A 26,019-nucleotide genomic window follows, 5' to 3' on the forward strand; every position below is an offset into this window, starting at 1 on the left:
AAGAAACCCCGCGAAAGCGGGGTTTTTTTTGATCTCGATAAAGGAGCCCTTCACCCCGCCCCTTGATTGTTAAACAAATCGTCCATTAAACCTTGTGCAAAAAATCGAGTGCGTTAGCATCCGTCCCCGAATTGGCGCACCCGGACAATTTTGTCCATCTCTGTCGGTTTTCGCGCCGCAAACGCAATGGTTTTGGGGACTTGAAGATGAAGAAGTATCTGTCGATGCTGCTGGTCGGCGTCACGGCACTGGTTGCAGTCAATGCGGCGCAGGCCGGCGCAATCGATGACGCGGTCAAGCGCGGCACCTTGAAAGTCGGCATGGACCCGACCTACATGCCGTTCGAGATGACCAACAAGCGCGGCGAAATCATCGGCTTCGAAGTCGACATCCTCAAAGCCATGACCAAGGCCATGGGCGTCAAGCTGGAGCTGGTTTCGACCGGTTACGACGGCATCATCCCGGCGCTGATGACCGACAAGTTCGACATGATCGGCAGCGGCATGACCCTGACCCAGGAACGCAACCTGCGCCTGAACTTCAGCGAACCGTTTATCGTGGTCGGCCAGACCCTGCTGATCCGCAAGGACCTGGAAGGCACCATCAAGTCCTATAAAGATCTGAACACCGCCGACTACCGCATCACCTCCAAGCTCGGCACCACCGGCGAGATGGTCGCCAAGAAGTTGATCGCCAAGGCCAAGTACCACGGCTACGACAACGAGCAGGAAGCCGTGCTCGACGTGGTGAACGGCAAGGCTGACGCCTTCATCTACGACGCCCCGTACAACGTCGTTGCCGTGAACAAGGTCGGCGCCGGCAAGCTGGTGTTCCTCGACAAGCCGTTCACCTACGAGCCGCTGGCCTTCGGCCTGAAGAAGGGTGACTACGACAGCCTCAACTTCATCAACAACTTCCTGCACCAGATCCACGAAGACGGCACCTACGATCGCATCCATGACAAGTGGTTCAAGAGCACCGAGTGGCTCAAGGACATGGAATAAGCGCTGGTCAGACTGACCGCGTTGCGCCCATCGCCAGCAGGCTGGCTCCCACATTGGAATGCGCTTCCCTGTGGGAGCGAGCCTGCTCGCGATAGCGGCCTCCCAGGCGACACAGAATTCGGAACCTGCAAATCCAATGAAACAGAAAAAAGCCCAATGGCCCTGGCACGTGCTGACTGTGCTGGTGCTGGTCGGCCTGGCTGGCGCGCTGTATTACGCCACGTCGCTGATGTCCTACGAATGGCGCTGGAACCGCGTGCCGCAGTACTTCGCCTACCAGGCCGAGGAAACCCAGCGCGCGACCGACATTTCCACCGTCAGCGAACTGGTGCGCAAGGGCGGCAGCGCGCAGGTCACCCTGCGCAACGATGCCGGTGACGAGCAGCATCTGACCGTCGACGAAAACAGCCTGCAATTCGCTCAGGGCGACGATGTGGCCGAAGGCGACGTCGTGGGCGTGACCCGGCATTGGGCGGCGGGTCCGCTGCTGTGGGGGCTGTGGACGACGCTTTGGCTGTCGGCGGTGTCCGGCGTGCTGGGACTGCTGATCGGTCTGGCGACCGGATTGTGCCGGTTGTCGAGCAACCCGACCCTGTGCGACCTGTCGACGATCTATGTCGAGCTGGTGCGCGGCACGCCGCTGCTGGTGCAGATCTTCATTTTCTATTTCTTCATCGGCACGGTGATGAACCTGTCCCGGGAGTTCGCCGGGATCGCCGCGCTGTCGCTGTTCACCGGCGCCTACGTGGCAGAAATCATCCGTTCCGGCGTGCAGTCGATTGCCCGTGGGCAGAACGAAGCGGCGCGTTCGCTGGGGCTGAGCGCTGGCCAGTCGATGCGCCACGTGGTGCTGCCGCAAGCGTTCAAGCGCGTGCTGCCGCCGCTGGCCGGGCAGTTCATCAGCCTGGTGAAGGACACCTCGCTGGTGTCGGTGATTGCGATTACCGAGCTGCTGAAAAGCGGCCGTGAAGTCATCACCACGTCGTTTTCGCCATTCGAAATCCTGTTCTGCGTTGCCGGCCTGTACCTGTTGATCAACCTGCCGCTGTCGAAAATCGCCAGCCGGCTCGAGCGGAGGCTCGCGCAAAGTGATTGAAGTCCGCGATCTGGTAAAAGTCTTCGACACCCGCGGCCAGGTAGTGCGCGCGGTGGATCACGTCAGTACGAACGTGGCCAAGGGCGAAGTGCTGGTGGTGCTCGGCCCGTCCGGTTCCGGCAAGTCGACCTTCCTGCGTTGTCTCAATGGTCTGGAAGAATTCGATTCCGGTTCGGTGAGCATCGACGGCCTGCAGCTGGCCGACCCGAAAACCGACGTCAACGCCTACCGCCGCGAAGTCGGCATGGTGTTCCAGCACTTCAACCTGTTCCCGCACATGACCGTGCTGGAAAATCTCTGCCTGGCGCAGAAAGTCGTGCGCAAGCGCGGCCAGAAAGAAAGCGAAGCCAAGGCCCTGGCGCTGCTGGAGAAAGTCGGTATTGCGCAGAAGGCCCGCGAGTACCCTTCGCGTCTGTCCGGCGGGCAGCAGCAGCGCGTGGCGATCGCCCGGGCGCTGGCGATGGATCCGAAGGTCATGCTGTTCGATGAACCGACCTCGGCCCTCGATCCGGAAATGGTCGGTGAAGTGCTGGACGTGATGAAGAACCTGGCTGTGGAAGGCATGACCATGGTCTGCGTGACCCACGAAATGGGCTTTGCCCGGGAAGTGGCGGATCGGGTGCTGTTCTTCGATCACGGCAAACTGCTGGAAGATGCCTCACCGGCCGAATTCTTCGATGCGCCGAAGGATCCGCGAGCCCAGGCGTTCCTGCGCCAAGTCCTCTAAACGCAGGACAAAAAAAATCGCAGCCAATGGCTGCGATTTTTTGTTTGCGCGGTTTAAACCTTGAACCGGCCCACCAGCGTTTGCAGGTGAGTGCCCAGGCGCGCCAGCTCGACGCTGGAGGCCGCCGTCTCTTCACTCGCTGCCGACGTCTGGTCCGACACATCCCGCACGTTCAGCACGCTGCGATTGATCTCTTCGGCCACGGCGCTCTGCTGCTCGGCCGCTGCGGCGATCTGCTGGTTCATCGCCTGAATCGCCGAAACGGTGCGGGTGATGCTTTCCAGCGAGCCACCGGCGCGACGGGTCAGCTCGACGCTGCTGTCGGTCAGGGTGCGGCTGTTGTCCATGATCGTCGACACTTGCTGGGTGCCGTTCTGCAGGCCGACGATCAGCTCTTCGATCTCTTCGGTGGACTTCTGGGTGCGCTGGGCAAGGCTGCGCACTTCATCGGCGACCACCGCAAAACCACGGCCCGCTTCACCGGCACGGGCCGCTTCGATGGCGGCGTTGAGGGCCAGCAGGTTGGTTTGCTGGGCCACGGACTTGATCACGTCGAGCACGCTGCCGATCTTGTCGCTTTCGCGCTTGAGCTCGCCCATGGCCTCGGTGGAATGGCCGACTTCAGCGGCCAGACGTTCGATCTGGGCGATGGCCTCGCCAACCACCTTGTCGCCTTCACGGGCTTGCTGGTCAGCCGCGACGGCCGCTTCCGAAGCTTCCTCGGCGTTGCGCGCGACTTCCTGCACGGTGGCGGCCATTTCGTTCATGGCGGTCGCGACCTGGTCGGTCTCGATTTTCTGATTGTTCACGCCGGCGCTGGTTTGCTCGGTCACGGCTGACAGTTCTTCGGCGGCGCTGGCGATCTGGGTGACGCCGTCGCTGATGCCGACGATCAGTTCGCGCAGCCCCTGGGTCATGCTCTGCATCGACCGCTGCAACTGGCCGAGTTCGTCACGACGCAGCGATACCAGGTTGTGAGTCAGGTCGCCGGCAGCCACGCGCTCGGCGACTTTCAGGGTCTGCTCCAGCGGGATGATGATCTGTCGGGTGATTGCCCAGGCGGCGAGCAGGCCGAACGCCACGGCCAGCAGGGTGGCGATCAGCAACAGGTTCTTGGCGCTGGCGGCATCGGTATCGCGGACGATAGTCTGGGACTCGGTGAGCTGGCGGCTGACGTCGAACAGAATGTCACCCTGAGCCGCCATGCGGGCCAGGGCCTTGGCGCTGGCAACTTGCGAGTCGCGGAACTGGCTGACGGCGGCCCGATAGGCTTTCAGCGAATCGGTGGCCTGTTGCAGGTTGGCGATGTGTTGCTCAGGCAGTTTGGCCGGCAGGGTCTCGAGGTTTTTCAGGGCGTTGTCGATGGCGTCGAGGGCCGGTTGCTCGGCTTCGGTCTTGCCGCTGTAGGTGTAGCCGCGCACCTGGAAGCGGGCCTGCTGGATCAACTTGCTCAGATCGATCACCGCGTTGAACTGGGCAACGCTGTCACCCTGCAGCATGGATTTCTCGACTTCGGCAACCTTGGCCACGGCGTTGTCGGCAGTGGCGCCGAGTTTGCTGCGGGCATCTTCGCGGTTGGCGCCGGCCTGCACCATGTCGGCGAAGGCGCGCTTGTACTCGGCGATGGCCGCCAGTTGTTGGTCGACTTTCGCCGCGTCGGCGGGTTGTTCGATCAGGTTGCGAGCGGTCTGCAGGCCGCTGTCGAGCTTGCCGAGCAGGTCATTGACCGCGCCCGGACCTTGTTCGCCACGACGCATTTCGTAGTCCAGGCGCGCCAGACGCAGGTCCTTGGTCAGCTCGTTGAGGCTGGAGATGAAGCCGAGTTTGTCACCGCGGCTGATGATGCCGCTCATGCCGGTCCAGCCGGTAAAGGTGATCAACAGCGTCAGTAGCAGCACCAGGCCGAAACCGATGCCCAGCTTGCGTTTGACACTGACATTTCCAAGACTCTCGGCTAACCAACGGTACATGCGACGACTCCCCTCGGACCACTAATTGGACTTATGGAGACTGTATCGGCTGGATGATCGCAATCTGTAACGCGATTTGTCCGGCGCTCAATGGCGCCGGCAGGTTCAAAACAGGCGGGCGAGCAGGGCGGTGACGGCGGTTTCGACCCGAAGGATGCGATCGCCCAGTTGCACCGGTTGCAGGCCGGATTTGGCCAGCAGATCGATTTCGTAGGGAATCCAGCCACCTTCCGGGCCGATGGCCAGGGTCACCGGTTCGCTCAGGGCGCGAGGGCAGGGCGGGAAATTGCCGGGATGACCGACCAGACCGAGAGTGCCGTCGGTGATGGCCGGCAGCCGATCTTCGACGAACGGCTTGAAGCGCTTCTCGATGATGATTTCCGGCAGCACGGTATCGCGGGCCTGTTCGAGGCCGAGGATCAAATTCTCGCGGATCGCTTCCGGCTCGAGAAAGGGTGTCTGCCAGAAGCTCTTCTCGACGCGATAGCTGTTGACCAGAATCACCTTCGACACACCCATGGTCGCTACGGTCTGGAACACCCGGCGCAGCATCTTCGGGCGGGGCAGGGCGAGCACCAGGGTCAGCGGCAGTTTGGCCGGCGGCGGTTGATCGAGGGTGACTCGCAGCTCGGCTTCGCCCGCGTCCAGACGCAGCAGCTCGGCCGAACCCATCAAGCCGTTGATGCGCCCGACCCGCAGGCTGTCGCCGACTTCCGAGCGGTGGACTTCCTGCATGTGGGTCAGGCGCCGGTCGCGCAGCACGACGCGGTCGGCCGCAATGAAATCGGCTTCTTCGAGCAGCAGCAGGTTCATGGCTGGGTCGCTGGCGGCTGGTCGTTGTGGTCGTCGACGGTTTCGTCCGGGCGCTCGCGCTTGCTGACCAGGCTGCCGAACAGGATGCCGACTTCAAACAGCATCCACATCGGCACGGCCAGCAGGGTCTGGGAGAAGATGTCCGGCGGGGTCAGGATCATGCCGACCACGAAGCAACCGATGATCACGTATGGCCGGATCTTCTTCAGGTATTTGACGTCGACCACGCCGATCCACACCAGCAGCACCACGGCCACCGGGATTTCGAACGCCACGCCGAAGGCGAAGAACAGCGTCATGACGAAATCGAGGTAACTGGTAATGTCGGTCATCATTTCCACGCCGGCCGGGGTGGCGGAGGCGAAGAATTTGAAGATCAGCGGGAACACGAAGAAGTAGGCGAACGCCATGCCGGTGTAGAACAGCAGGATGCTGGAGATCAGCAACGGGACTGCAACGCGCTTTTCATGCTTGTACAGGCCTGGCGCGATGAAGCCCCAGATCTGGTGCAGGATCACCGGGATCGCGAGGAACAGCGACACCATCATCGTCAGCTTCAGCGGCGTCAGGAAGGGCGACGACACGTCGGTGGCAATCATCGTCGCGCCGGCCGGCAGGTACTGACGCAGCGGTGTCGAGACGAAGGTGTAGATCTGCTGGGTGAAGGCAAACAGCCCGGCGAAGATGATGAAGATCGCCGCCACGCAACGCAGCAGGCGGGTGCGCAACTCGGTGAGGTGCGAAACCAGCGGCATGTGCTGGTCGTTTTCGGGGAGATCGCTCATGGGGCTCGCGGCGGCAAAGTGGTGTCGTGAGGGGCCGGCGTGGTTGGCGCGGCGGCTGGAGCAACGGGTTCGATTGGTTTCATGACCGGAGCAGCTTCAGCGCTTGCGGCAGAGACGTGTTCGACGCTCGCCGGTGCATGAATCGTTTGTTCGGCGACAGGCGGTGTTGGCGTCTGGTCTGCCGCCGGCTGCACGGGCGTCGGCTCCTGCTGAACCGGTGGCGTGAAAATCTTCCGCGCCTCCTGTTCCAGCGACAGGATGTGCTCGTTGTGCAGTTGCCGACGGATTTCGTCGGCACCGATTTCACGTTCAACTTCCTGTTTGATCGCGTTGAAGCTGCGCTTCAGCCGTCCGACCCACAGGCCGGCCGTGCGTGCAGCGCCCGGCAGACGCTCGGGGCCCAGCACCAGCAGGGCAACGAGGCCGACGAGCAGCAGTTCAGAGAAGCTGATACCAAACATTAGTCAGTGCTCACACGTCTTTGCGGATCGGCTCTTCGACTTTCTGCGCCTGCACGTCGATGGTGTGCGGCGGGTTGGCCTGAGCGGTGGCTTGCGGCTGAACCGGTGGTACCGGCTGCGCAGGCGTGACGGTCGGATCGGCCGGTTTCTCGTCGTCGTTCATGGCCTTGCGAAAGCCCTTGATCGACTCGCCGACGTCGGTGCCGAGGTTTTTCAGTTTCTTGGTGCCGAACACCAGCACCACGACAACCAGAATGACGATCCAGTGTTTCCAGTCAAAAATGCCCATGTTGCTGTTCCTCTCTTGAAGTTGTTCAGGCGGACGGGCGCGAGGCTTTCTCGACGTGTCCGGACAGGCCGAAGCGACGATCCAGCTCGTCGAGTACAGCCTGCGGATGCTGCCCCAGCTGGGCGAGCATGACCATGCTGTGGAACCACAAGTCGGCGGTCTCGTAGATCACGTCGCTGCAGTCACCGCTGATGGCGGCGTCCTTGGCGGCAATGATCGTTTCGACCGACTCTTCGCCGACCTTTTCCAGAATCTTGTTCAGGCCCTTGTGATACAGACTGGCTACATATGAGCTGTCGGCTGCTGCGCCTTTGCGCTCTTCGAGCACCTGGGCCAGACGAGTCAGGGTGTCACTCATGTTTGTGTCCTGCGGAATAAATAGCGTGCGGGTCTTTCAGGACCGGGTCGACCGTTTTCCAGTCGCCGTTTTCGAAGACGCGGTAGAAGCAACTTTGACGGCCGGTATGGCAAGCGATGTCGCCGATCTGTTCGACCATCAGGATGATGACGTCGGCGTCGCAGTCCAGACGTATTTCATGCAGCGTCTGTACGTGGCCGGACTCTTCGCCCTTGCGCCACAGCTTGCCACGGGAACGTGACCAATAGATGGCACGGTTTTCCGCCGCGGTCAGCTCCAGGGCTTCGCGGTTCATCCAGGCCATCATCAGCACGCGTCCGGTCTTGTGATCCTGGGCAATCGCCGGCACCAGGCCATCGGCGTCCCACTTGATCTCGTCCAGCCAGTTTTTCATCTTCGACTCCGACAGCGAACCCACACTTCAATAGTCGGGTTCAGGCGTTGAAACAGTGTGCCAGTCGATCACGCAACTGGCTATCGGCGAACGACCAGATACAAGCCGACTGCTACCATGATCCCGGCGGGCCAATGCCCCAGCTCATGCAGCGGGCCACCGGCGGCGAGGATCGTGCCGCCCGCCAGATGCGCGCTGCCAAGCAGGCGCAGGAACCAGTCGTCCTTGCGTTTCTGCCACGGGGGCGGCGGGTCGTTGGCGTGCGGTTGGGACATGCGTTCGAGCAAATCGCGGGCCATGTTGGCCAGGTGCGGCAGTTGTTCGAACTGGCTCTGCACGTTGCCGATCAAGGCTTTCGGGCTGACGCGTTCGCGCATCCAGCGCTCGAGGAACGGCTGCGCGGTGTTCCACAGATCCAGGTCCGGGTACAGCTGACGGCCCAGGCCTTCGATGTTCAGCAGGGTCTTTTGCAGCAGGACGAGTTGCGGCTGCACTTCCATGTTGAAGCGACGCGCAGTCTGGAACAAGCGCATCAGCACCTGGCCAAATGAAATATCTTTTAACGGTTTTTCGAAGATCGGTTCGCACACGGTACGGATCGCCGCTTCGAATTCGTTGAGCTTGGTTTCCGCCGGCACCCAGCCCGAGTCGATGTGCAATTGCGCCACGCGGCGGTAGTCGCGCTTGAAGAAAGCGAACAGGTTGCGCGCCAGATAGTCCTGGTCTTCCGGGGTCAGGCTGCCGACGATGCCGCAGTCGATCGCGATGTACTGAGGGCTCCACGGATTGACGGTGCTGACGAAGATATTGCCCGGATGCATGTCGGCGTGGAAGAAACTGTCGCGGAACACCTGGGTGAAGAAGATCTCCACGCCGCGTTCGGCGAGCATCTTCATGTCGGTGCGCTGGTCGGCGAGGGTCGCCAGATCCGTCACCTGAATCCCGTAGATGCGCTCCATCACCAGCACTTTCGGCCGGCACCAGTCCCAATAGACTTGCGGTACGTAGAGCAGTGGCGAGCCTTCGAAGTTGCGCTTCAACTGGCTGGCGTTGGCCGCTTCGCGCAACAGGTCGAGTTCGTCGTAGATGGTCTTTTCGTAGTCGCTGACCACGTCCACCGGGTGCAGCAGTCGGGCGTCGGCGGAGACCTTTTCGGCAGCGCGGGCGAGAATGAACAGCCACGCCAGATCCTGCGCGATGATCGGTTTCAGGCCCGGGCGGATCACCTTGACCACCACTTCTTCGCCGGTCTTCAGTTGCGCGGCATGCACTTGCGCCACCGAGGCCGAGGCCAGCGGTTCGACGTCGAAGCGGCTGAACACTTCGCTGATCTTCTTGCCCAGCTGTTCTTCGATCAATTTGACCGACAGCTGCGAATCGAACGGCGGCACGCGGTCCTGCAACAGCATCAGCTCATCGGCGATGTCTTCCGGCAGCAAGTCGCGGCGGGTCGAGAGGATCTGCCCGAACTTGATGAAGATCGGCCCCAGGTCCTGCAAGGCCAGGCGCAGGCGTGCGCCACGGCTCAGGTCCAGCGGCTTGCGCGGGAGCCAGCGCCACGGCAGGACGTAGCGCAGCGCCAGCAGGAACCACGGCAAAGGCAGATCGAACAGCAGGTCATCGAGGCGGTAGCGGATCACGACGCGCTGGATGCGCAACAGACGGCGGACGGCGAGCAGCTTCATGCGTTATCGCTTGGGTCGAGGGATCGGGAAAGGCGCTCGAAGCGCGCCTCGAGACGTTCCAGATCGAGTTTGATCCGGTCCAGTTCGCTGAAACGGGCTTCGGCTTCGCGCTGCCCGACGAGGGTGCGAGATTCTTCGGCCAGGTATTCGGCGAGGTTCTGGTTGAGGCTGGCAAATCCTTGTTGATACCAGCGGGCGCGGCTGCGCAGGTGACCGCCGACCAGTTGCGTGGCGACCGGGCCGATCCAGCGCGAGAGTTCGTACTCCCAGTCCAGCTCAAGATCCTGCAGCACACCTGCCAGTTCCAGCAGCACGCCGCTGTCACCGTCGAGTTCGACTTCCGGCGCGTGCAGCACCGCCGTCTTGTCCTTGCTCAAGGCCAGTTTCACCAGGCTCGAGGCCGGGGCGCGCAGGGTGCAGTCGACGCCGGTTTCCCAGTGGGACGCCAGCATCAGGCCTTCATCGCTCGGCAGGATGAACAGTTGCAGCGCCGGGCTGCGGCAGTCGACGGCAATCACTTTGCCGGTCAAATGCGCCAGTCGCGGCAGCGCCGTGCTGTCGAGACGCAGCACGCGGTTAAGGCCGAGTTCGACGCTGGCCAGCAGCCCGGTCAGCAGCATCAGGGCTTGATGCCGCGGTGCAGGGCAACGATGCCTGCGGTCATGTTGTGATAGGTCACGCGATCGAAACCGGCGTCGACCATCATCGACTTCAGGGTTTCCTGATTCGGGTGCATGCGGATCGATTCGGCCAGGTAGCGATAGCTTTCCGAGTCATTGGTGATCAGCTTGCCCATCAGCGGCATGAAGGCGAACGAGTAGGCGTCGTAGGCCTTGGACATCAGGGCGTTGGTCGGCTTGGAGAATTCCAGCACCAGCAGACGCCCGCCCGGCTTGAGTACGCGCAGCATCGAGCGCAGGGCGTCTTCCTTGTGCGTTACGTTGCGCAGGCCGAAGGCGATGGTCACGCAGTCGAAGTGATTGTCCGGGAACGGCAGCTTTTCGGCGTCCGCCTGAACGAACTCGACGTTGCCCGAAACACCGACATCCAGCAGGCGGTCACGACCGACCTTGAGCATGGATTCGTTGATGTCCGCCAGCACCACCTGACCGGTCGGGCCGACCAGGTGTGAGAATTTCTTGGTCAGGTCACCCGTACCGCCGGCGATGTCCAGCACGCGGTTGCCGGCGCGCACGCCCGACAGTTCGATCGCGAAACGCTTCCACAGACGGTGCATGCCGCCCGACAGAAGGTCGTTCATCAGGTCGTACTTGGCGGCCACGGAGTGGAACACCTCAGCGACTTTTTCCGCTTTCTGGCTTTCCGGAACGTTTTTGAAGCCGAAGTGAGTGGTGGGTTCGGCATCGCTGCCTTTGCGCTGATCAGTCATATCGCTGTCACCAAAAGAGAATGCGCGACATTCTAATCCCCAAGCCATGCTTTGTCTTGGAATGGCTAAAGGTAAGATGGGCAACCTTCGGGACGATTTGCCGCAGTGGCGGTCAAGATTCGTTGCAGGCATTCATAGCCCCATTCAAAAAGCAGGAGTCATTCAATGGCCCATATCAGTGTTGAGCGTGCCCACAGCCTGGGCAAGGAAGCGGCCCGCGAGAAAGCCGACAAACTGGCGCAGAAACTCTCCGATCAATATGGCCTGGAGCCGCAGTGGTCGGGCGATGTCCTGAACCTCAAGCGTTCGGGCGTGAAGGGTGCGGTGCATGTGGCCGAGGATTCGATCCGGGTCGACGTGGAACTGGGCCTGATGATGTCGGCCATGAGCGGCATGATCAAAGCCGAGATCGAAAAGGCGCTGGATAAAGCGCTGGTCTGATTTCTGCCTGAAATGAAATCCCCCTGTGGGAGCAAGCCCGCTCCCACATTTGTTTTGTGGAGTGCCCAGCTGTTTATGTCAGTTGTTAGGGTGCCGTTTCTAATTTTTCTCCCTACTTTGTGCCTGAGCCCGACACTCGTCAGGGCAGTTCCTCAAACCTTCTGCGCGTGAGGTGCACCATGGCCAAAGTCATTTTGAAGAAAAAAATCGACGCTTCGACTTCCGCTCTGAGCGACGTCAAATCCTATGCCCGCAAGATCTGGCTGGCAGGCCTGGGTGCCTACACCAAGGTCGGTCAGGAGGGCAGCGAGTACTTTCAAGAGTTGATCAAGGCTGGTCAAACTGTTGAAAAGAAAGGCAAAAAAGCCGTCACCGAAAAACTCGAAGCGGCCAACGCCGAGATCGATGAAGCCAAGAGCGAAGTCAGCTCTTTCAAAGGCCGGGTCGAAGTTCAGCTCGACAAGGTCGAGAAGGCGTTCGACACGCGTGTCGCCAGTGCCTTGAATCGTATCGGCATTCCGTCTAAACATGACGTTGAGACACTCTCTGCTAAGCTCGATGAGCTGACGGCATTGCTCGAACGCGTCGCGCGTAAATCTTAAGGAGAACGGGATGGCTGGTAAAAAGAACACCGATAAAGAAGGCAGCTCGTGGATCGGAAAAGTCGAAGACTATTCCCGCAAGATCTGGCTGGCTGGTTTAGGCGTGTACTCGAAGATCGACACTGACGGCAGCAAGCTCTTCGATACATTGGTCAAAGACGGCGAGAAAGCCGAGAAGCTCACCAAGGCTGCAGTCGGCAAGAAAGTCGATGCTGCCAAGGATTCTGCAAGCTCGGCAAAATCGCGCATCAGCGGCGTGAAAGATCGCGCACTGGGCACCTGGGATCAGCTGGAAGGGGCTTTCGACAAGCGCCTGAACAGTGCGATTTCGCGCCTGGGCGTACCGAGCCGCAACGAGGTGAAGGATCTGCACAAGAAGGTCGATACCCTGACCAAGCAGATCGAAAAACTCACCGGCCTGAAAGCTCAGCCTGTCGCGGCGAAAACCGCAGCAGCCAAGCCTGCGGCCAAAACCGCTGCCAAGCCACTGGCTAAAGCCGCCGCCAAACCGGCAGCAAAACCAGCAGCCAAAACCGCAGCCGCCAAGCCTGCAGCGAAGGCCGCGGCCAAACCGGTTGCCGCCAAGGCCGCCGCCAAGCCGGCAACAAAATCAGCTGCCAAACCTGCGGCCAAGCCAGCAGCGAAAACCGCTGCCGCCAAACCCGCTGCCAAGCCTGCCGCCAAACCGGCTGCGGCGAAAAAACCAGCAGTGAAAAAACCGGCCGCGCCGAAAGCCGCTGCGCCGAAAGCTGCTGCTCCAAAACCGGTGACCACACCGCAAGCTCTGGCCAGCACGTCGAACTCCGCCTCGGCTCCAACCCCGGCGCCAGCTTCGACTGTTGCATCGACGCCGTCGACGCCGACCAGTCAGTCCTGATTTTTCAGGGCTCAAGAAAACGCCCGGCCTGTGAAGGTCGGGCGTTTTTGTTTGGGTAAAAACCGTCGGGTTACTCGTGATCTTCGAGATACTGCAAAGCCATTCTCTCCGTCGCCACCTTCACCGGCGGCAACAAATGCGGCGCCACCAGCATCATGATCTGGTACACCACCAGCCGCACTTCCCCTTCGCGATCGAGAATCCGCTGATAGTCCAGCGAGAACAGCAAGGTCATGGTGATCTGTTCCACCAGCTGCCCCAGCGCCTGGGTATCGCTGACCAACTGCCCCGAGGCCTTCAACCGCGCCAGCAGTGATGCCAGCGTACGCTTGAGCACGTTGAGGAACTGGCGAATGCCCTTGGCCAGTTTCGGCAGGCGTCCGGCCAGGTTCGACAGGTCCTGGAACAGGAACCGGTACTGCGCCAGCCGCTCGACGATCAAATGCAGGAACAGCCAGTAATCCTCCGGTGCCAGTTCTACATCGGCGGGTGGGTCGAGCAGTGGCGCCAGTTCGTTCTGGAAGCGCTCGAACAGCCCGAGGATCAGCGGTTCCTTGCCGTGAAAGTGATAGTAGAGGTTGCCGGGGCTGATCCCCATTTCATTGGCAACCTCCATGGTGGAGACGTTCGGCTCGCCCTTTTCATTGAACAACTGCAGGGCACATTCGAGGATCCGGTCGCTTGTTTTCATCCAGTTTTCTTAAAGGGATTGAGGCCGGTCAGCGCACGCGCACGTAGGTGCCGGGTGCTGCCTCCATCGGTGGATAATTGGCGTTGCCCAGAGACATCTGGGTTTCGCGCAGGGTGCCGGAACGCTGCTGGACCCATTCCAGCCATTGCGGCCACCAACTGCCGTCGACCTTTTTCGCGTCGTAGTACCAGGCGCGCGGGTCGCTGCTCAGCTTGCCGTTCTCGACGTAAGTGGCTTTGGGGTTGCTCGGCGGGTTGAGAATGCTCTGTACGTGGCCGCTGTTGGACAGTACGAAGCGTCGCTCGCCGCCCAGCAGCAGGGTCGAGCGATACACCGCGTCCCATGGCGTGATGTGGTCGTTCATGCCGGCCACGCTGAAACTGTCGACCGTGACTTTCTGCAGGTCGATCGGTGTGCCGCAGACTTCCAGGCCTCCCGAATGAATCAGCGGGTTGTGCTTGAAGAAGTCCAGCAGGTCGCCATGAAACGCGGCTGGCAGGCGGGTGCTGTCGTTGTTCCAGTAGAGGATGTCGAACGCCGGCGGCTCCTTGCCCAGCAGGTAGTTGTTGACGAAGTAGCTCCAGATCAGATCGTTGGGCCGCATCCAGGCGAACACCCTGGCCATGTCGCGACCGTCCAGCACGCCTTTCTGATAGGAACGGCGCTTGGCCGCTTCGAGGGTCTGTTCGTCGGCGAACAGCGTCGCCGGGGAGTCGATCTGACTGTCGAGCAGGCTCACCAGATAGGTCGCGCTGGAGACCCGCCGCAACTGCCGCTTGGCCTGCAAGTGCCCCTGCAGTGCAGCGATGGTCAGCCCGCCGGCGCAGGCACCCATCAGGTTGACCTCCCGAGCGCCGGTAATCGCCCGGCAGACGTTCATCGCTTCCTCCACGGCCTCGACGTAGGTCGAAAGGCCCCATTCGCGATGGCGCACGTCCGGGTTGCGCCAACTGATCATGAAGGTCTGCAAGCTGTTCTTCAGGGCGTACTGGACGAAGCTGTTGTTCGGGCTCAGATCGAAAATGTAGTACTTGTTGATTTGCGGCGGCACCACCAGCAGCGGTTTCGAATACTGCTTTTCGCTCATTGGCTTGTACTGGATCAGCTCGAGCAGTTCGTTGCGAAACACCACCGAGCCGGTGGTGGTGGCAACGGTCTTGCCGATCTCGAAGGCCTGTTTGGTCACCTGGCGCGGCAGGCCATCGTTGTGCAGCAGGTCATCGAGCAGATGGCTCAGGCCGCGCACCAGGCTGTGGCCGCCGGAGTTGAACAGCTCCTTGATCGCCAGCGGATTGAGCAGCGTGTTGGAGGGCGCCACGGCGTCGTTGATCAGGGAAAAAGCGAAGTGCGCACGGGCGCGATCGTCGTCGCTCATGCTGCTTTCGTCGATCCAGCTCCTGACCTGTTTCTGCCAGCTCAGATAGGCCTGCAGGCCCCGGCGGTAGAACGGATTGAGGCTCCAGGCCGGGTCGGCGAAACGGCTGTCATTGGGGTTGGTCGGGTGCAGGGTTTCACCCAGCAGCACGCGTCCGAGCGCACCGCCGAGTTTCAATGCGTGTTTCGCACTGTGGATCGGGTTGCGCAGGCCATGGGCGGCGACGCTGCGCAACGTCGAAATCAGATCGCGGCCACGCAGGCCGGTCATTGCACTCTGTGCATTGATGAACACGGCAGGACTGGGCACTCCACCCGTCGCTGGTTTGTCGCGCATGACTCAACACTCCTTCGTCTTCAGGTCAAAAACAAACACACCGAACCAGAACACCATAGACGCTGTTGTGGGTTGTTGCCTGCGCGGCGTCCTGCCACGCACTTGCAAAGCGCTCTGCAAGGAGCTGTCCAGAAAACCGGATCGGGCCGGTTATCCGCCCAGCGGTGTCGGGTGGGGGTGCATCACTGCACGAAGACGTTCCTCCTGCAGGAATTTCATGATGATCGGCGCCACGGCTTCGGCCCGGGTGATCAGGAACAGATGCCCGTCATCGATGATGTGCAATTGCGCGTTGGGAATTCGCCAGGCGAGCAGGCGCATGTTGATCAGCGGGATCAGCGGATCGTCATCACCGGCCAGCACCAGGGTCGGCTGATGGATCTTGTGCAGCCAGTGAATGCTGGTCCAGCCCAGGCCCGCGAACAGTTGCCAGTAGTATCCGAGCTTGCCCGCCGAACGTACCTTGGCCGCGTGACTGGCGGCGAGCGTCGGGTCGCGTCGGAACGAGCCACCGTAAATCATCGGTGCGATGCGGATCACATGGGACGGCTGGATGTAGCGGCGTGGGCTGGCCATCATCCACAGCACCTTCGGCTTGCCCGGCACCATCACCGCGCCCGCCGCCGTGGCGGCCAGTACCAGCTTCTTGCAGCGCTCGGGATAGTCATGGGCGAACTGCTGCGCCAGCGCGCCACCCCAGGACACGCCGATCACATTGACCTGTCCGTAGTCGAGGTAATCGAGCATCCGTGCCGTCAGCTTCGCCAGCCCCGGAAAGCGATACGGCCGGCTCGGCGTCGAAGAACCCCCCACACCGGGCACATCGAAGGCGATCACTTCCAGGTCCGGATCCAGCGCCGCGACAAAAGGAAACACCAGCTCCAGGTTGGCGCCGATGCCGTTGAAAATCAGCAAGGGCGTCAAGTGAGGCTTGCCGGGGCGGACCGCCGTGCGGATGGTCTGGCCATCCAGCTCGACAGTTCGAAAGATGAACGGGTGCGGCATGCTTCAAGGCCCTATGGGTCGATCTCAGTATCACCTCGTACCCCTTGTGGGAGCGGGCTTGCTCGCGAAGGCGTCGTGTCAGTCGCCATTGATGTTGGCTGATCAACCGCTTTCGCGAGCAAGCCCGCTCCCACAGGGGAGTGAGGTGTGTCGGTTACCGCTCGTGTACGTAAGTGCCCGGCGAGGCTTCACCTGCCGGATACGCCTTGTTGCCCAGTTTGGTCGGCGCCTTTTTCAACTCGCCTGACCGCGCGGCCTGCCACGCCTGCCAATACAGCCACCAGGAGTCGGCGTGCTTGGTCGAGTTTTCCTGCCAGTCATCGGCATTGGCGGTCATTTCATCGCTGGTCATGTAGCGTGATTTCGGGTTGCCCGGCGGGTTCAGGATGCTCTGGATATGCCCGCTGCTGGATAGCACGAATTCCACCTTGCCGCCAAACAGCTGTGCTGACTTGTAGCAGGACTTCCACGGGGTGATGTGGTCGTTGGTGCCGGCCAGCGAGAAGATGTCGGCGGTCACCTGCTTGAGGTCGATCGGCGTGCCGCACACTTCCAGTGCATTGGGGCGAATCAGTGGGTTGTTTTTGAACATCTCGATCAGGTCGCCGTGGAACGCGGCCGGCAGTCGAGTCGTATCGTTGTTCCAGAACAGGATGTCGAACACTGGCGGCTCGTTGCCGAGCAGGTAGTTGTTGACCCAGTAGTTCCAGATCAGGTCGTTGGGGCGCATCCAGGCGAAGACCTTGGCCATGTCTTTGCCTTCCAGCACGCCGGCCTGATACGAATGACGCTTGGCCATCTCCAGGGTCTGCTCGTCGACGAACAGCGCGACGTCGCTGTCCAGCGTTGTATCGAGCACGCTGACCAGCAGGGTCAGGGCATTGACCTTGTTTTCACCGGTGGCGGCGTAGTGGCCGAGCAGGGCGGTGCAGGTGATGCCGCCGGAGCAGGCGCCGAGCATGTTGACGTCCTTGCTGCCGGTGATCGCGGTGACCACGTCGACCGCTTCCTTCAGGGCTTCGATGTAGGTCGAGAGGCCCCACTCGCGCTGTTCCTTGGTCGGGTTGCGCCAGCTGACGATGAAGGTCTGCACATTGTTGCGCAGGCAGAAACGCGCCAGGCTCTTGTCCGGGCTCAGGTCGAATACATAGAACTTGTTGATCTGCGGCGGCACCACCAGCAGCGGGCGCTCGTGCACTTGCTCGGTGATCGGCTTGTACTGGATCAGCTCCAGCACGTCGTTGCGAAACACCACCGCGCCTTCGGTCACGCCCAGGCTCTTGCCGACCTCGAACGCGCCCATGTTGACCTGGCTCGGCATGCCGCCGTTGTGCACCAGATCCTTGGCCAGATGCGAGAGGCCGTCGAGCAGGCTCTTGCCGCCGGTCTCGAAGAAGCGTTTGACTGCCGCGGGGTTGGCCGCCGTGTTGGTCGGCGCCATGGCTTCGGTCATCAGGTTGATCACGAAGTGGCCGCGCGCAATGTCCTTGGGCGAGAGGCTGCTGTCGTCGATCCAGGCATGGAGTTCCTTGCGCCATGCCAGGTAGGTTTGCAAGTAACGTTTGTACAGCGGGTTCTGACTCCACGCCGGATCGACGAAGCGACGGTCATCGCTGGCCGGTTGCAGTTCTGATTTGCCGAACAGCACGTTCTTCAGTTCGAGACCGAAATGAGTGACGTGCTTGACGCTATGGATCGGTTGTTTGATGGCCTGGGTCAGCACCATTCGAGCAGAGGCCAGCAGATCCTTTCCGCGAAGCCCAACGACAGGATTCAGCCCCAGGGTGTTTTCCGAGGCCTGGTACTTCAAATCATCGTTATTCTTGTTACTCATCTACGACGCTCCATTGTCCTGAGACGAGTACCCGGTTTCTGCTGTGCAGTTCCACAGCCAATGCCAGGTACTACTGCTCGGGTGACCGTTGATTCTGCATAGCTGCTTTACAGTCGTAGAGCACTGCAGGGAACTTGCCAGTTCCATTGGTTACCCGAGATTGATTTTTTTCGCAAGCAGCCGATCCCGGGCCGCTTTAGCGGAGCATTCAAACAGATGAATCTAGAAAATGCCCTCTAAACAGTACGAGGCGCGGACTAGAGCATCAGCTTGACGACAGACTCGTCCGGGTCGCGGGTTTTGCCGGCGGCTTTGAGCTCGGCCAGATAATCCGCCCAGAGTGCGTCATAACGTCGCCCCAGTTCGTAGAGGTAATCCCAGGTGAACAGGCCGCTGTCGTGACCGTCGTCGAAGGTCAGTTTCAGTGCGTACTGACCGGCCGGTTCTACCTTGGTCAGGCCGACGTGCAGCTTGCCGAATTGCAGGATCGGTTTGCCGTGGCCCTGGACCTCGGCGGAGGGGGAATGCACACGCAGGAATTCGGCGGGCAGGGTGTATTCCTCGCCGGACGCGTATTTGAGCGACAGGGTTTTCGAGGCTTTGTGCAGTTTGATGTCGGTAGGGAGTTGGGTCATCGCCGGCGTTCCGTCAGGTGAAAAAAATTGTGGGAGCCGATGGCTCCCACAGTTTCACGACCACTGTAAGTATGGCTTACAGGATATAACGGGACAGGTCTTCGTTCTGCGCCAATTCGCCCAGGTGGCTGTTGACGTAATCGGCGTCGATCAGGATCGCCTTGTCGTCGTGGGCGCTGGCCAGATCGCCGGCACTGAACGACACCTCTTCCAGCAGGCGCTCGAGCAACGTGTGCAGGCGACGGGCACCGATGTTCTCGGTCTTCTCGTTGACCTGCCAGGCGATCTCCGCCAGACGCTTGATGCCTTCAGGCTGGAACTGGATGTTCAGGCCTTCGGTCTTCAGCAGCGCGCAGTATTGCTCGGTGAGCGAGGCGTGCGGTTCGCTGAGGATGCGCTCGAAGTCTTCCGGGCTCAGGGCCTTGAGTTCGACGCGGATCGGCAGACGGCCTTGCAGCTCCGGCACCAGATCGCTCGGCTTGCTCAGATGGAACGCGCCGGAGGCGATGAACAGGATGTGGTCGGTCTTGACCATGCCCAGCTTGGTGTTGACGGTGCAGCCCTCGATCAGCGGCAGCAGGTCGCGTTGCACGCCTTCACGGGACACATCGGCACCGCCGACATTGCCGCGTTTGGCGACCTTGTCGATTTCGTCGATGAACACGATGCCGTGCTGCTCGACCGCTTCCAGGGCCTTGGCCTTCAACTCTTCTTCGTTGACCAGGCGACCGGCTTCTTCATCGCGCACCAGCTTCAGCGCTTCCTTGACCTTGAGCTTGCGGGACTTCTTCTTGCCCTTGCCCATGTTGGCGAACAGGGACTGAAGCTGGTTGGTCATCTCTTCCATGCCCGGCGGCGTGGCGATCTCGATGCCGGCCATTTCGGCGACTTCGATCTCGATTTCCTTGTCGTCCAGCTGACCTTCGCGCAGGCGCTTGCGGAACAGCTGGCGGGTGTTGGAATCCTGGGTCGGCGCTTCTTCGTTGCTGAAACCCATGCGTGCCGGTGGCAGCAGGGCGTCGAGGATGCGGTCCTCGGCGGCGTCTTCGGCACGGTGGCGAACGCGGGTCATTTCCTGCTCGCGCAGCATCTTGATCGCGGCATCGGCCAGATCACGGATGATCGATTCGACGTCGCGGCCGACGTAGCCGACTTCGGTGAACTTGGTCGCTTCGACCTTGATGAACGGCGCATTGGCCAGCTTGGCCAGGCGACGGGCGATCTCGGTTTTACCGACACCGGTCGGACCGATCATCAGGATGTTCTTCGGGGTCACTTCAACGCGCAGCTCTTCAGGCAGCTGCATGCGACGCCAGCGGTTGCGCAGGGCAATCGCGACGGCGCGCTTGGCATCGTCCTGGCCGATGATATGGCGGTTGAGTTCGTGGACGATTTCGCGGGGAGTCATGGACATAGTAATTGACGGTCCTCAAGCAGAAACAAGCCGTGGCACAGGGGCCGTATCAGGCTTCTTCAGCGAGATCCTGCTCCTCAATGGTCTGGGTGTGGTTGGTGAATACGCAGATGTCGGCAGCGATGCCCAGTGCGGTTTCGACGATTTCACGGGCCGACAGGTCGGTCTTTTTCAACAGCGCGCTGGCTGCAGCCTGGGCGTAACCGCCACCGGAACCCATGGCGATCAGGCCATTCTCGGGTTCGACCACGTCACCGTTGCCGGTGATGATCAGTGAAGCGTCCTTGTTGGCGACCGCGAGCATCGCTTCGAGGCGGCTCAGGGAGCGGTCGGTGCGCCATTCTTTGGCGAGTTCGACGGCGGCGCGGATCAGATGGCCCTGATGTTTCTCGAGCTGGCCTTCGAAACGTTCGAACAGGGTGAAGGCGTCGGCGGTGGCACCGGCGAAACCGGCGATGACCTGACCGTGGTACAGGCGACGAACTTTCTTCGCGTTGCCTTTCATCACGGTGTTGCCGAGAGAAACCTGGCCGTCGCCGCCCATGACGACTTTGCCGTGGCGGCGGACTGAAACGATGGTGGTCAAGGGAAGAGTCTCCACACTGCGGGGCGAAAATGCCTTATGCCCATTCATATGGGGGTGGTGGAGAGGATTTCAACTGCGGGGAGGGAGAGGGGACGAGCGGTGGTTTGCGCGGGGTCGTTCTCACGCAAAGCAACGTGATCGCTCCCACGCTCCGCGTGGGAATGCCTCAATGGAGCTCCGCGTCCCTGCGGCAAGGGACGCGGAGCGTCCCGGGCTGCATTCCCACGCAGAGCGTGGGAACGATCGGTGGGGAGTTGTTAGCGGCTCTGGCGTTGTTGTAACAACAGGTTGCTGAAACCTGCGCCCGCCAGTTGTTTCTGGGCGGTGGTCAGTTGTTCGCGGTTGCTGAACGGGCCGACCAGTACGCGATACCAGGTTTCATCCTTCACCGTCCCGGATTCAACCGCTACCGCCTGGCCGAGCAGAATGATCTGCGCGCGCACCTTGTCGGCATCGGCCTCTTTGCGGAACGAGCCGGCCTGGAGGAAGAACTTGGTCACCGGCGCAGCCTTGGTCACCGGTGGCGCTGGCGGCGGGGTGATCCCGGCCAGTGCAGCCTGCGCCCGCGCCGTGTCGATCTTCGCCGCTTCCGCCGGGGTCACCGGCGTGGTCGGGATCGCCGGCACCTGTGGCGTCGGCAGGGTTTTCTCCGGCACCGCATCAGGCGGCACGATCACTTCCGATTCCGGCAGCAGGGTGTAGAAGTCGTACTTCGGCTTCACCGGTTGCGTCGGGCTCGGCGGGGTCTTGTTGGCCTCGGCGATCTTGGTGGCCTTCTGTTGTTGCTGTTGCTCGACCTTCTCGCGCTTGACCGTGTCGCTGCCCTTGCCCGGCTCCAGTTTCATCAGGAACACGATGAACGCGCCGACCGTCAGGCCGATGGCCATCCACAGCCAACCCGGAATCGGTTGCTTCGCAGGAGCTTGGTAACGGCTGGCGCCACGCTTGGGTGCAGGTTTTTTCTTGGCAGCCAACTTACATACGCTCCAGGGTTTCCAGGCCGAGCAGTTCCAGGCCTTGCTTGAGGGTACGGCCGGTCAGCGCGGCAAGGCGCAGACGGCTTTGCATTTGTGCCGGGGTCTCGGCGGCGAGGATCGGGCAGTTCTCGTAGAAGCTGGAGAACAGGCCGGCCACGTCGTACAGGTAGGTGCACAGGGTGTGTGGCGTGCCCTTTTCCGCAACGTTGTTCAGCACTTCACCGAACTGCGCCAGTTTGGCCGCCAGTTCCTGTTCGTGCGCCGCTTCGAGGACGATCTGGCCGTCGACTTCGCTGAAATCCTTGCCCAGTTTGCGGAACACACCAGCCACACGAGTGTAGGCGTACAGCAGGTACGGCGCGGTGTTGCCTTCGAAGTTGAGCATCAGGTCGAAGTTGAAGCTGTAGTCGCTGGTGCGGTGCTTCGACAGGTCGGCGTATTTCACCGCGCCGATGCCCACGACTTTGGCGATGTTGCGCAGTTCGTCTTCCGCCAGTTCCGGATTCTTGTCTTTCACCAGGGTGTAAGCGCGTTCCTGAGCTTCAGTCAGCAGATCGATCAGCTTCACGGTGCCGCCGTCACGGGTCTTGAACGGACGGCCGTCGGCGCCGTTCATGGTGCCGAAGCCCATGTGTTCCATTTCCATCGGATGGGTCACGAAGCCGGCCTTGCGCGCCACGGCGAACACTTGCTGGAAGTGCAGGGCCTGACGCTGGTCGACGAAGTACAGCGCACGGTCGGCCTTGAGCTTGCCGCTGCGGTAGCGCACGGCCGCCAGGTCGGTGGTGGCGTACAGGTAGCCGCCGTCAGCCTTGACGATGATCACCGGCAGCGGCTCGCCTTCGGCGTTCTTGAATTCGTCGAGGAACACGCACTGGGCGCCGTTGCTTTCGACCAGCATGCCGGCGGCTTTCAGGTCGTTGACCACGTTGATCAGGTCGTCGTTGTAGGCGCTTTCGCCCATCACGTCGGCCATGGTCAGTTTGACGTTGAGCAGTTCGTAGATCTTCTGGCAGTGCGACAGCGAGATGTCCTTGAACTTGGTCCACAGTGCCAGACACTCGGCATCGCCGGCCTGCAGCTTGACCACCAGGCCACGGGCGCGGTCGGCGAATTCCGCTGACTCGTCGAAGCGTTGCTTGGCGGCGCGGTAGAAGTTTTCCAGGTCCGACAGCTCGTCGCTGGTGATCGGGTTTTCCTGCAGATACGCCATCAGCATGCCGAACTGGGTGCCCCAGTCGCCGACATGGTTCTGACGGATGACGGTATCGCCGAGGAATTCGAGTACCCGCGCCACGCCGTCGCCAATGATGGTCGAGCGCAAGTGGCCGACGTGCATCTCTTTGGCCAGGTTCGGTGCCGACAGGTCGACCACGGTGCGTTGCGCCGGACCGGCCTTGCGCACGCCAACGTGATCGTCGGCCAGGGCGGCGTCGAGGCGCGAGGCCAGTGCTTGAGTGTTCTGGAAGAAGTTGATGAAACCGGGACCGGCGATTTCGGCCTTGGTGACGTTTTCGTCAGCCGGCAGGGCGGCGATGATTTTTTCCGCCAGATCACGCGGTTTCATGCCGGCAGGCTTGGCCAGCATCATCGCGATGTTGCTGGCGAAGTCGCCGTGGGTCTTGTCCCGGGCGTTTTCCACCTGGATCGCCGGCGTCAGGCCTTCAGGCAACACACCTTCGTTGACGAGTTGGGTGAGGGCTTGTTGGATCAGCTGGCGAATGGTGTCTTTCATGGTCTTCTCTTTCGACCGCAAGCGCGGCGGCGCATCGATGCGCGGGTGGAAAAACTGGGCATTATCCGTTGCGAAGACGGGCTTGCCAACCTTAGCAGGCAGGATGTGGATGTGTGGTGACAATTCGGCCGGTTTTGCCCGGTCAGTACAGATCCACCGGGTCGACATCCAGCGACCAGCGCACCGCCCGGCCGCTCGGCATTTGTTCCAGCGCCAGCAGCCAGCTCGCCAGCAATCGGTGCAGCGGCGCCCGGGCCGTGGCCTGCAACAGCAGCTGCGCGCGGAAGCGTCCGGCCCGGCGTTCCATCGGCGCCGGCACGGGGCCCAGCAATTCGATTCCGCTCAGGTTCTGTTCGGCCAGCAAACGCTCGGCCTCGCTGCAGGCTTCATCGAGAAAGCCTTCGGCCTGTCCCGGCTTGTGCGCTTCGGCGCGCAGCAGGGCGAGGTGGGCGAACGGCGGCAGGCCGGCGGCGCGGCGTTCGCTAAGGGCCTGCTCGGCGAAGGCGAAGTAACCCTGCTCGGTCAACTGCACCAATAAAGGATGGTCGGCCAGATGCGTCTGGATGATCACCTTGCCCGGTTCTTCCGCCCGCCCGGCACGGCCGGCGACCTGCACGATCAATTGCGCCATGCGCTCGCTGGCGCGGAAGTCGCCGGAAAACAGTCCGCCGTCGGCGTCGAGGATCGACACCAGGGTGACCCGGGGGAAGTGGTGACCCTTGGCCAACATCTGGGTGCCGACCAGAATGCATGGCTGGCCTTTCTGGATCGTGGCGAACAACTGGTTCATCGCGTCCTTGCGCGAGGTGCTGTCACGGTCGACGCGTAGCACCGGATAGTCCGGGAACAGAATCGCCAGCCGTTCCTCGGCCCGCTCGGTGCCGGCGCCCACCGGCCGCAGATCGACCTTGTTGCACTTCGGGCACTGGCGCGGCACGCGCTCGACGTAACCGCAGTGGTGGCAGCGCAGTTCGCCGTAACGCTGGTGCACGGTCATCCGCGCATCGCAACGCTGGCACTCGGACATCCAGCCGCAATCGTGACACAGCAGGGTCGGGGCAAACCCCCGGCGGTTGAGGAATACCAGCACCTGCTGGCCGGCGGCGAGGGTCTGGCCGATGGCTTGCTGCATCGGCCCGGAAATGCCGCTGTCCAGCGGACGGCTTTTCACATCCAGGCGCAGGAATCGTGGTTGCTTGGCACCGCCGGCCCGTTCGTTCAGCCGGAGGAGTCCATAGCGACCGGTGTAGGCGTTGTGCAGGCTTTCCAGCGATGGCGTCGCTGAGCCGAGCACGATCGGGATGTTTTCCTGCCGCGCCCGCACCAGCGCCAGATCCCGCGCGTGGTAACGCAGGCCCTCCTGCTGTTTATAGGAGCCGTCGTGTTCTTCGTCGATGATGATCAGCCCCGGATTTTTCATCGGGGTGAACAGCGCTGAACGAGTGCCGATAATAATATCGGCCTCGCCGTCACGGGCGGCGAGCCAGGCATCCAGACGATCACGATCGTTGACCGCCGAGTGCAGCAGGGCGATGCGCGCATTGAAACGTTGTTCGAAACGGGCGAGGGTCTGCGGGCCGAGGTTGATCTCCGGGATCAGCACCAGCGCCTGCTTGCCGGCCTCGAGGGTTTCGCGGATCAGCTGCAAATAGACTTCGGTCTTGCCGCTGCCAGTGACCCCGGCGAGCAGGAACGCGTGATAACTGTCGAAACCGGCGCGAATCGCCTCGTACGCGGCGCGCTGTTCGCTGTTGAGCGGCAGCTCGGGCTGGGCCAGCCAGTGTTCATGGCGCGCGCCGGGAGCGTGGCGGCGCACTTCGACCTGCACCAGATTCTTGGCCAGCAGCAGGTCGAGGCTGTCCTTGCTCAGCATCAGTTTGCTCAGCAACTGATGGGCGACGCCGTGAGGGTGCTGGGCCAAAGTTGCCAAGGCCTCACGCTGGCGCGGGGCGCGGGCGATGCGCGGGTCATCGAGGCTGGCGCCGGGGGCGGCGGACCAGAAGCGTTCCTGCCGAACCTCGGCCAGTTCGCCCTGACGCAACAGCACCGGCAACGCCCAGCTCAGAGTGTCGCCGAGGCTGTGCTGATAATACTGGGCCGTCCACAGACACAGCTTGAACAGCGCCGGCGGCAGCGGTGCGGTGGCATCGAGCAGGGCCAGCGCCGGTTTGAGTTTTTCCACCGGCACTTCGCTGGTGTCAGTGACTTCCACCAGAATCCCGATCATCTCCCGCCGGCCAAACGGCACCCGCAGACGCATGCCCGGTTGCAACTGCGAACGCAGCACGCCGGCCGGGGCCCGGTAGTCGAACAGGCGGCGCAGGGGCGAAGGCAGGGCGAGGCGCAGAATGGCGTCGGGCACGCGGGGGGATCTCGATCAACAGGCGATTAAAAGGACTGCGTACATAACCTGTGGGAGCGAGCCTGCTCGCGAAAGCAGTGTGTCAGGCGACGAAGATGCTGGCAGATAGACCGTCTTCGCGAGCAGGCTCGCTCCCACAGCGGTAGTGCAATGGGCCGGGAGCCTAGCAGACGGTCG

At 61.7% G+C, this 26,019-nt stretch carries 26 protein-coding genes; 6 read left to right on the forward strand and 20 right to left on the reverse strand.

Features of this window, described 5'->3' with window-relative positions; genetic code table 11:
- Window positions 1-206 precede the first annotated feature (206 nt).
- The 3 genes from J5M72_RS23200 to J5M72_RS23210 all read left to right on the forward strand — a co-directional run bounded on the left by J5M72_RS23200 (window position 207) and on the right by J5M72_RS23210 (window position 2,827).
- The gene (locus J5M72_RS23200) at window positions 207-1,004 is read left to right on the forward strand and encodes a transporter substrate-binding domain-containing protein (protein ID WP_207867215.1); all 798 of its coding nucleotides are present in this window, start codon (window positions 207-209) and stop codon (window positions 1,002-1,004) included.
- A 136-nt stretch (window positions 1,005-1,140) separates the two neighbouring features.
- Complete coding sequence (locus J5M72_RS23205; RefSeq protein WP_207867216.1) at window positions 1,141-2,100, forward strand: amino acid ABC transporter permease; 960 nt, start codon at window positions 1,141-1,143, stop codon at window positions 2,098-2,100.
- Window positions 2,093-2,827 (forward strand): amino acid ABC transporter ATP-binding protein, encoded by a 735-nt coding sequence (locus tag J5M72_RS23210; RefSeq protein ID WP_169428488.1) that lies wholly within the window; start codon window positions 2,093-2,095, stop codon window positions 2,825-2,827. Before J5M72_RS23205 ends, J5M72_RS23210 begins: the two co-directional genes overlap by 8 nt.
- Before the next feature lie 53 nt (window positions 2,828-2,880).
- Here the strand turns inward: J5M72_RS23210 and J5M72_RS23215 are convergent, their stop codons facing one another.
- The 10 genes from J5M72_RS23215 to ubiE all read right to left on the reverse strand — a co-directional run bounded on the left by J5M72_RS23215 (window position 2,881) and on the right by ubiE (window position 10,972).
- Window positions 2,881-4,797, reverse strand: a complete 1,917-nt coding sequence (locus tag J5M72_RS23215) for a methyl-accepting chemotaxis protein (RefSeq protein WP_169428489.1) — start codon at window positions 4,795-4,797, stop codon at window positions 2,881-2,883.
- Window positions 4,798-4,902: 105 nt separating this feature from the next.
- Window positions 4,903-5,610 carry a 16S rRNA (uracil(1498)-N(3))-methyltransferase gene (locus J5M72_RS23220; RefSeq protein ID WP_169428490.1) on the reverse strand — a complete coding sequence of 236 codons (708 nt, stop codon included), beginning with the start codon at window positions 5,608-5,610 and terminating at the stop codon, window positions 4,903-4,905.
- Window positions 5,607-6,395 (reverse strand): twin-arginine translocase subunit TatC, encoded by a 789-nt coding sequence (tatC, locus tag J5M72_RS23225; protein WP_065261773.1) that lies wholly within the window; start codon window positions 6,393-6,395, stop codon window positions 5,607-5,609. The genes J5M72_RS23220 and tatC overlap by 4 nt, the downstream gene beginning before the upstream one ends.
- Entirely contained in the window at window positions 6,392-6,856 is a 465-nt protein-coding gene (tatB, locus tag J5M72_RS23230; RefSeq protein WP_207867217.1) for a Sec-independent protein translocase protein TatB, read from the reverse strand. Before tatB ends, tatC begins: the two co-directional genes overlap by 4 nt.
- 10 nt (window positions 6,857-6,866) lie before the next feature.
- Window positions 6,867-7,145, reverse strand: coding sequence for a twin-arginine translocase TatA/TatE family subunit (locus tag J5M72_RS23235; protein ID WP_007952423.1), 279 nt, complete (start codon window positions 7,143-7,145; stop codon window positions 6,867-6,869).
- Between the two features lie 25 nt (window positions 7,146-7,170).
- Window positions 7,171-7,503: a phosphoribosyl-ATP diphosphatase gene (locus tag J5M72_RS23240; protein ID WP_003220849.1), complete on the reverse strand. Its 333-nt coding sequence runs from the start codon at window positions 7,501-7,503 to the stop codon at window positions 7,171-7,173.
- On the reverse strand, window positions 7,496-7,897 hold the full coding sequence (hisI, locus tag J5M72_RS23245; protein ID WP_207867218.1) for a phosphoribosyl-AMP cyclohydrolase: 402 nt from the start codon (window positions 7,895-7,897) through the stop codon (window positions 7,496-7,498). Before hisI ends, J5M72_RS23240 begins: the two co-directional genes overlap by 8 nt.
- Window positions 7,898-7,977: 80 nt before the next feature.
- Window positions 7,978-9,582, reverse strand: a complete 1,605-nt coding sequence (gene ubiB, locus J5M72_RS23250; RefSeq protein ID WP_207867219.1) for a ubiquinone biosynthesis regulatory protein kinase UbiB — start codon at window positions 9,580-9,582, stop codon at window positions 7,978-7,980.
- Window positions 9,579-10,202: an SCP2 domain-containing protein gene (locus J5M72_RS23255; protein ID WP_207867220.1), complete on the reverse strand. Its 624-nt coding sequence runs from the start codon at window positions 10,200-10,202 to the stop codon at window positions 9,579-9,581. Before J5M72_RS23255 ends, ubiB begins: the two co-directional genes overlap by 4 nt.
- Window positions 10,202-10,972 carry a bifunctional demethylmenaquinone methyltransferase/2-methoxy-6-polyprenyl-1,4-benzoquinol methylase UbiE gene (gene ubiE, locus J5M72_RS23260; protein WP_007952418.1) on the reverse strand — a complete coding sequence of 257 codons (771 nt, stop codon included), beginning with the start codon at window positions 10,970-10,972 and terminating at the stop codon, window positions 10,202-10,204. The genes J5M72_RS23255 and ubiE overlap by 1 nt, the downstream gene beginning before the upstream one ends.
- 165 nt (window positions 10,973-11,137) lie before the next feature.
- On the opposite strand from ubiE, the gene J5M72_RS23265 reads away from it, so the two are divergent.
- The 3 genes from J5M72_RS23265 to J5M72_RS23275 all read left to right on the forward strand — a co-directional run bounded on the left by J5M72_RS23265 (window position 11,138) and on the right by J5M72_RS23275 (window position 12,892).
- Entirely contained in the window at window positions 11,138-11,413 is a 276-nt protein-coding gene (locus J5M72_RS23265) for a polyhydroxyalkanoic acid system family protein (RefSeq protein ID WP_007952417.1), read from the forward strand.
- 179 nt (window positions 11,414-11,592) lie between these two features.
- Window positions 11,593-12,015 carry a phasin family protein gene (locus tag J5M72_RS23270; protein WP_039772451.1) on the forward strand — a complete coding sequence of 141 codons (423 nt, stop codon included), beginning with the start codon at window positions 11,593-11,595 and terminating at the stop codon, window positions 12,013-12,015.
- Window positions 12,016-12,025: 10 nt separating this feature from the next.
- Entirely contained in the window at window positions 12,026-12,892 is an 867-nt protein-coding gene (locus J5M72_RS23275; RefSeq protein ID WP_207867221.1) for a phasin family protein, read from the forward strand.
- 70 nt (window positions 12,893-12,962) lie between these two features.
- On the opposite strand, the gene J5M72_RS23280 is transcribed toward J5M72_RS23275, so the two are convergent.
- From J5M72_RS23280 to J5M72_RS23325, 10 genes are all read right to left on the reverse strand, one after another.
- Window positions 12,963-13,583, reverse strand: a complete 621-nt coding sequence (locus J5M72_RS23280; RefSeq protein ID WP_207867222.1) for a TetR/AcrR family transcriptional regulator — start codon at window positions 13,581-13,583, stop codon at window positions 12,963-12,965.
- 28 nt (window positions 13,584-13,611) lie between these two features.
- Window positions 13,612-15,294 (reverse strand): class II poly(R)-hydroxyalkanoic acid synthase, encoded by a 1,683-nt coding sequence (gene phaC / locus J5M72_RS23285; RefSeq protein WP_169428495.1) that lies wholly within the window; start codon window positions 15,292-15,294, stop codon window positions 13,612-13,614.
- 150 nt (window positions 15,295-15,444) lie between these two features.
- Window positions 15,445-16,299 carry a poly(3-hydroxyalkanoate) depolymerase gene (gene phaZ, locus J5M72_RS23290; protein WP_169428496.1) on the reverse strand — a complete coding sequence of 285 codons (855 nt, stop codon included), beginning with the start codon at window positions 16,297-16,299 and terminating at the stop codon, window positions 15,445-15,447.
- A 154-nt stretch (window positions 16,300-16,453) separates the two neighbouring features.
- The gene (phaC, locus tag J5M72_RS23295) at window positions 16,454-18,133 is read right to left on the reverse strand and encodes a class II poly(R)-hydroxyalkanoic acid synthase (RefSeq protein WP_169428497.1); all 1,680 of its coding nucleotides are present in this window, start codon (window positions 18,131-18,133) and stop codon (window positions 16,454-16,456) included.
- A 257-nt stretch (window positions 18,134-18,390) separates the two neighbouring features.
- Window positions 18,391-18,768 (reverse strand): DUF971 domain-containing protein, encoded by a 378-nt coding sequence (locus J5M72_RS23300; RefSeq protein ID WP_085711048.1) that lies wholly within the window; start codon window positions 18,766-18,768, stop codon window positions 18,391-18,393.
- A gap of 76 nt (window positions 18,769-18,844) precedes the next feature.
- Complete coding sequence (hslU, locus tag J5M72_RS23305; RefSeq protein WP_207867223.1) at window positions 18,845-20,182, reverse strand: ATP-dependent protease ATPase subunit HslU; 1,338 nt, start codon at window positions 20,180-20,182, stop codon at window positions 18,845-18,847.
- Between the two features lie 49 nt (window positions 20,183-20,231).
- A complete protein-coding gene (hslV, locus tag J5M72_RS23310; protein WP_003220875.1) occupies window positions 20,232-20,768 on the reverse strand; it encodes an ATP-dependent protease subunit HslV in 537 nt (178 codons plus the stop codon).
- Window positions 20,769-21,025: 257 nt separating this feature from the next.
- A complete protein-coding gene (locus J5M72_RS23315) occupies window positions 21,026-21,742 on the reverse strand; it encodes an SPOR domain-containing protein (RefSeq protein WP_085732564.1) in 717 nt (238 codons plus the stop codon).
- A gap of 1 nt (window position 21,743) precedes the next feature.
- Window positions 21,744-23,480 (reverse strand): arginine--tRNA ligase, encoded by a 1,737-nt coding sequence (argS, locus tag J5M72_RS23320; protein WP_169428499.1) that lies wholly within the window; start codon window positions 23,478-23,480, stop codon window positions 21,744-21,746.
- Window positions 23,481-23,622: 142 nt separating this feature from the next.
- Window positions 23,623-25,842, reverse strand: a complete 2,220-nt coding sequence (locus tag J5M72_RS23325) for a primosomal protein N' (RefSeq protein WP_207867224.1) — start codon at window positions 25,840-25,842, stop codon at window positions 23,623-23,625.
- Window positions 25,843-26,019 lie beyond the last annotated feature (177 nt).

This window comes from Pseudomonas sp. 58(2021), from assembly GCF_017491585.1.
In the GTDB taxonomy this organism is placed as follows: Bacteria; Pseudomonadota; Gammaproteobacteria; order Pseudomonadales; family Pseudomonadaceae; genus Aquipseudomonas; species Aquipseudomonas fluorescens_BT.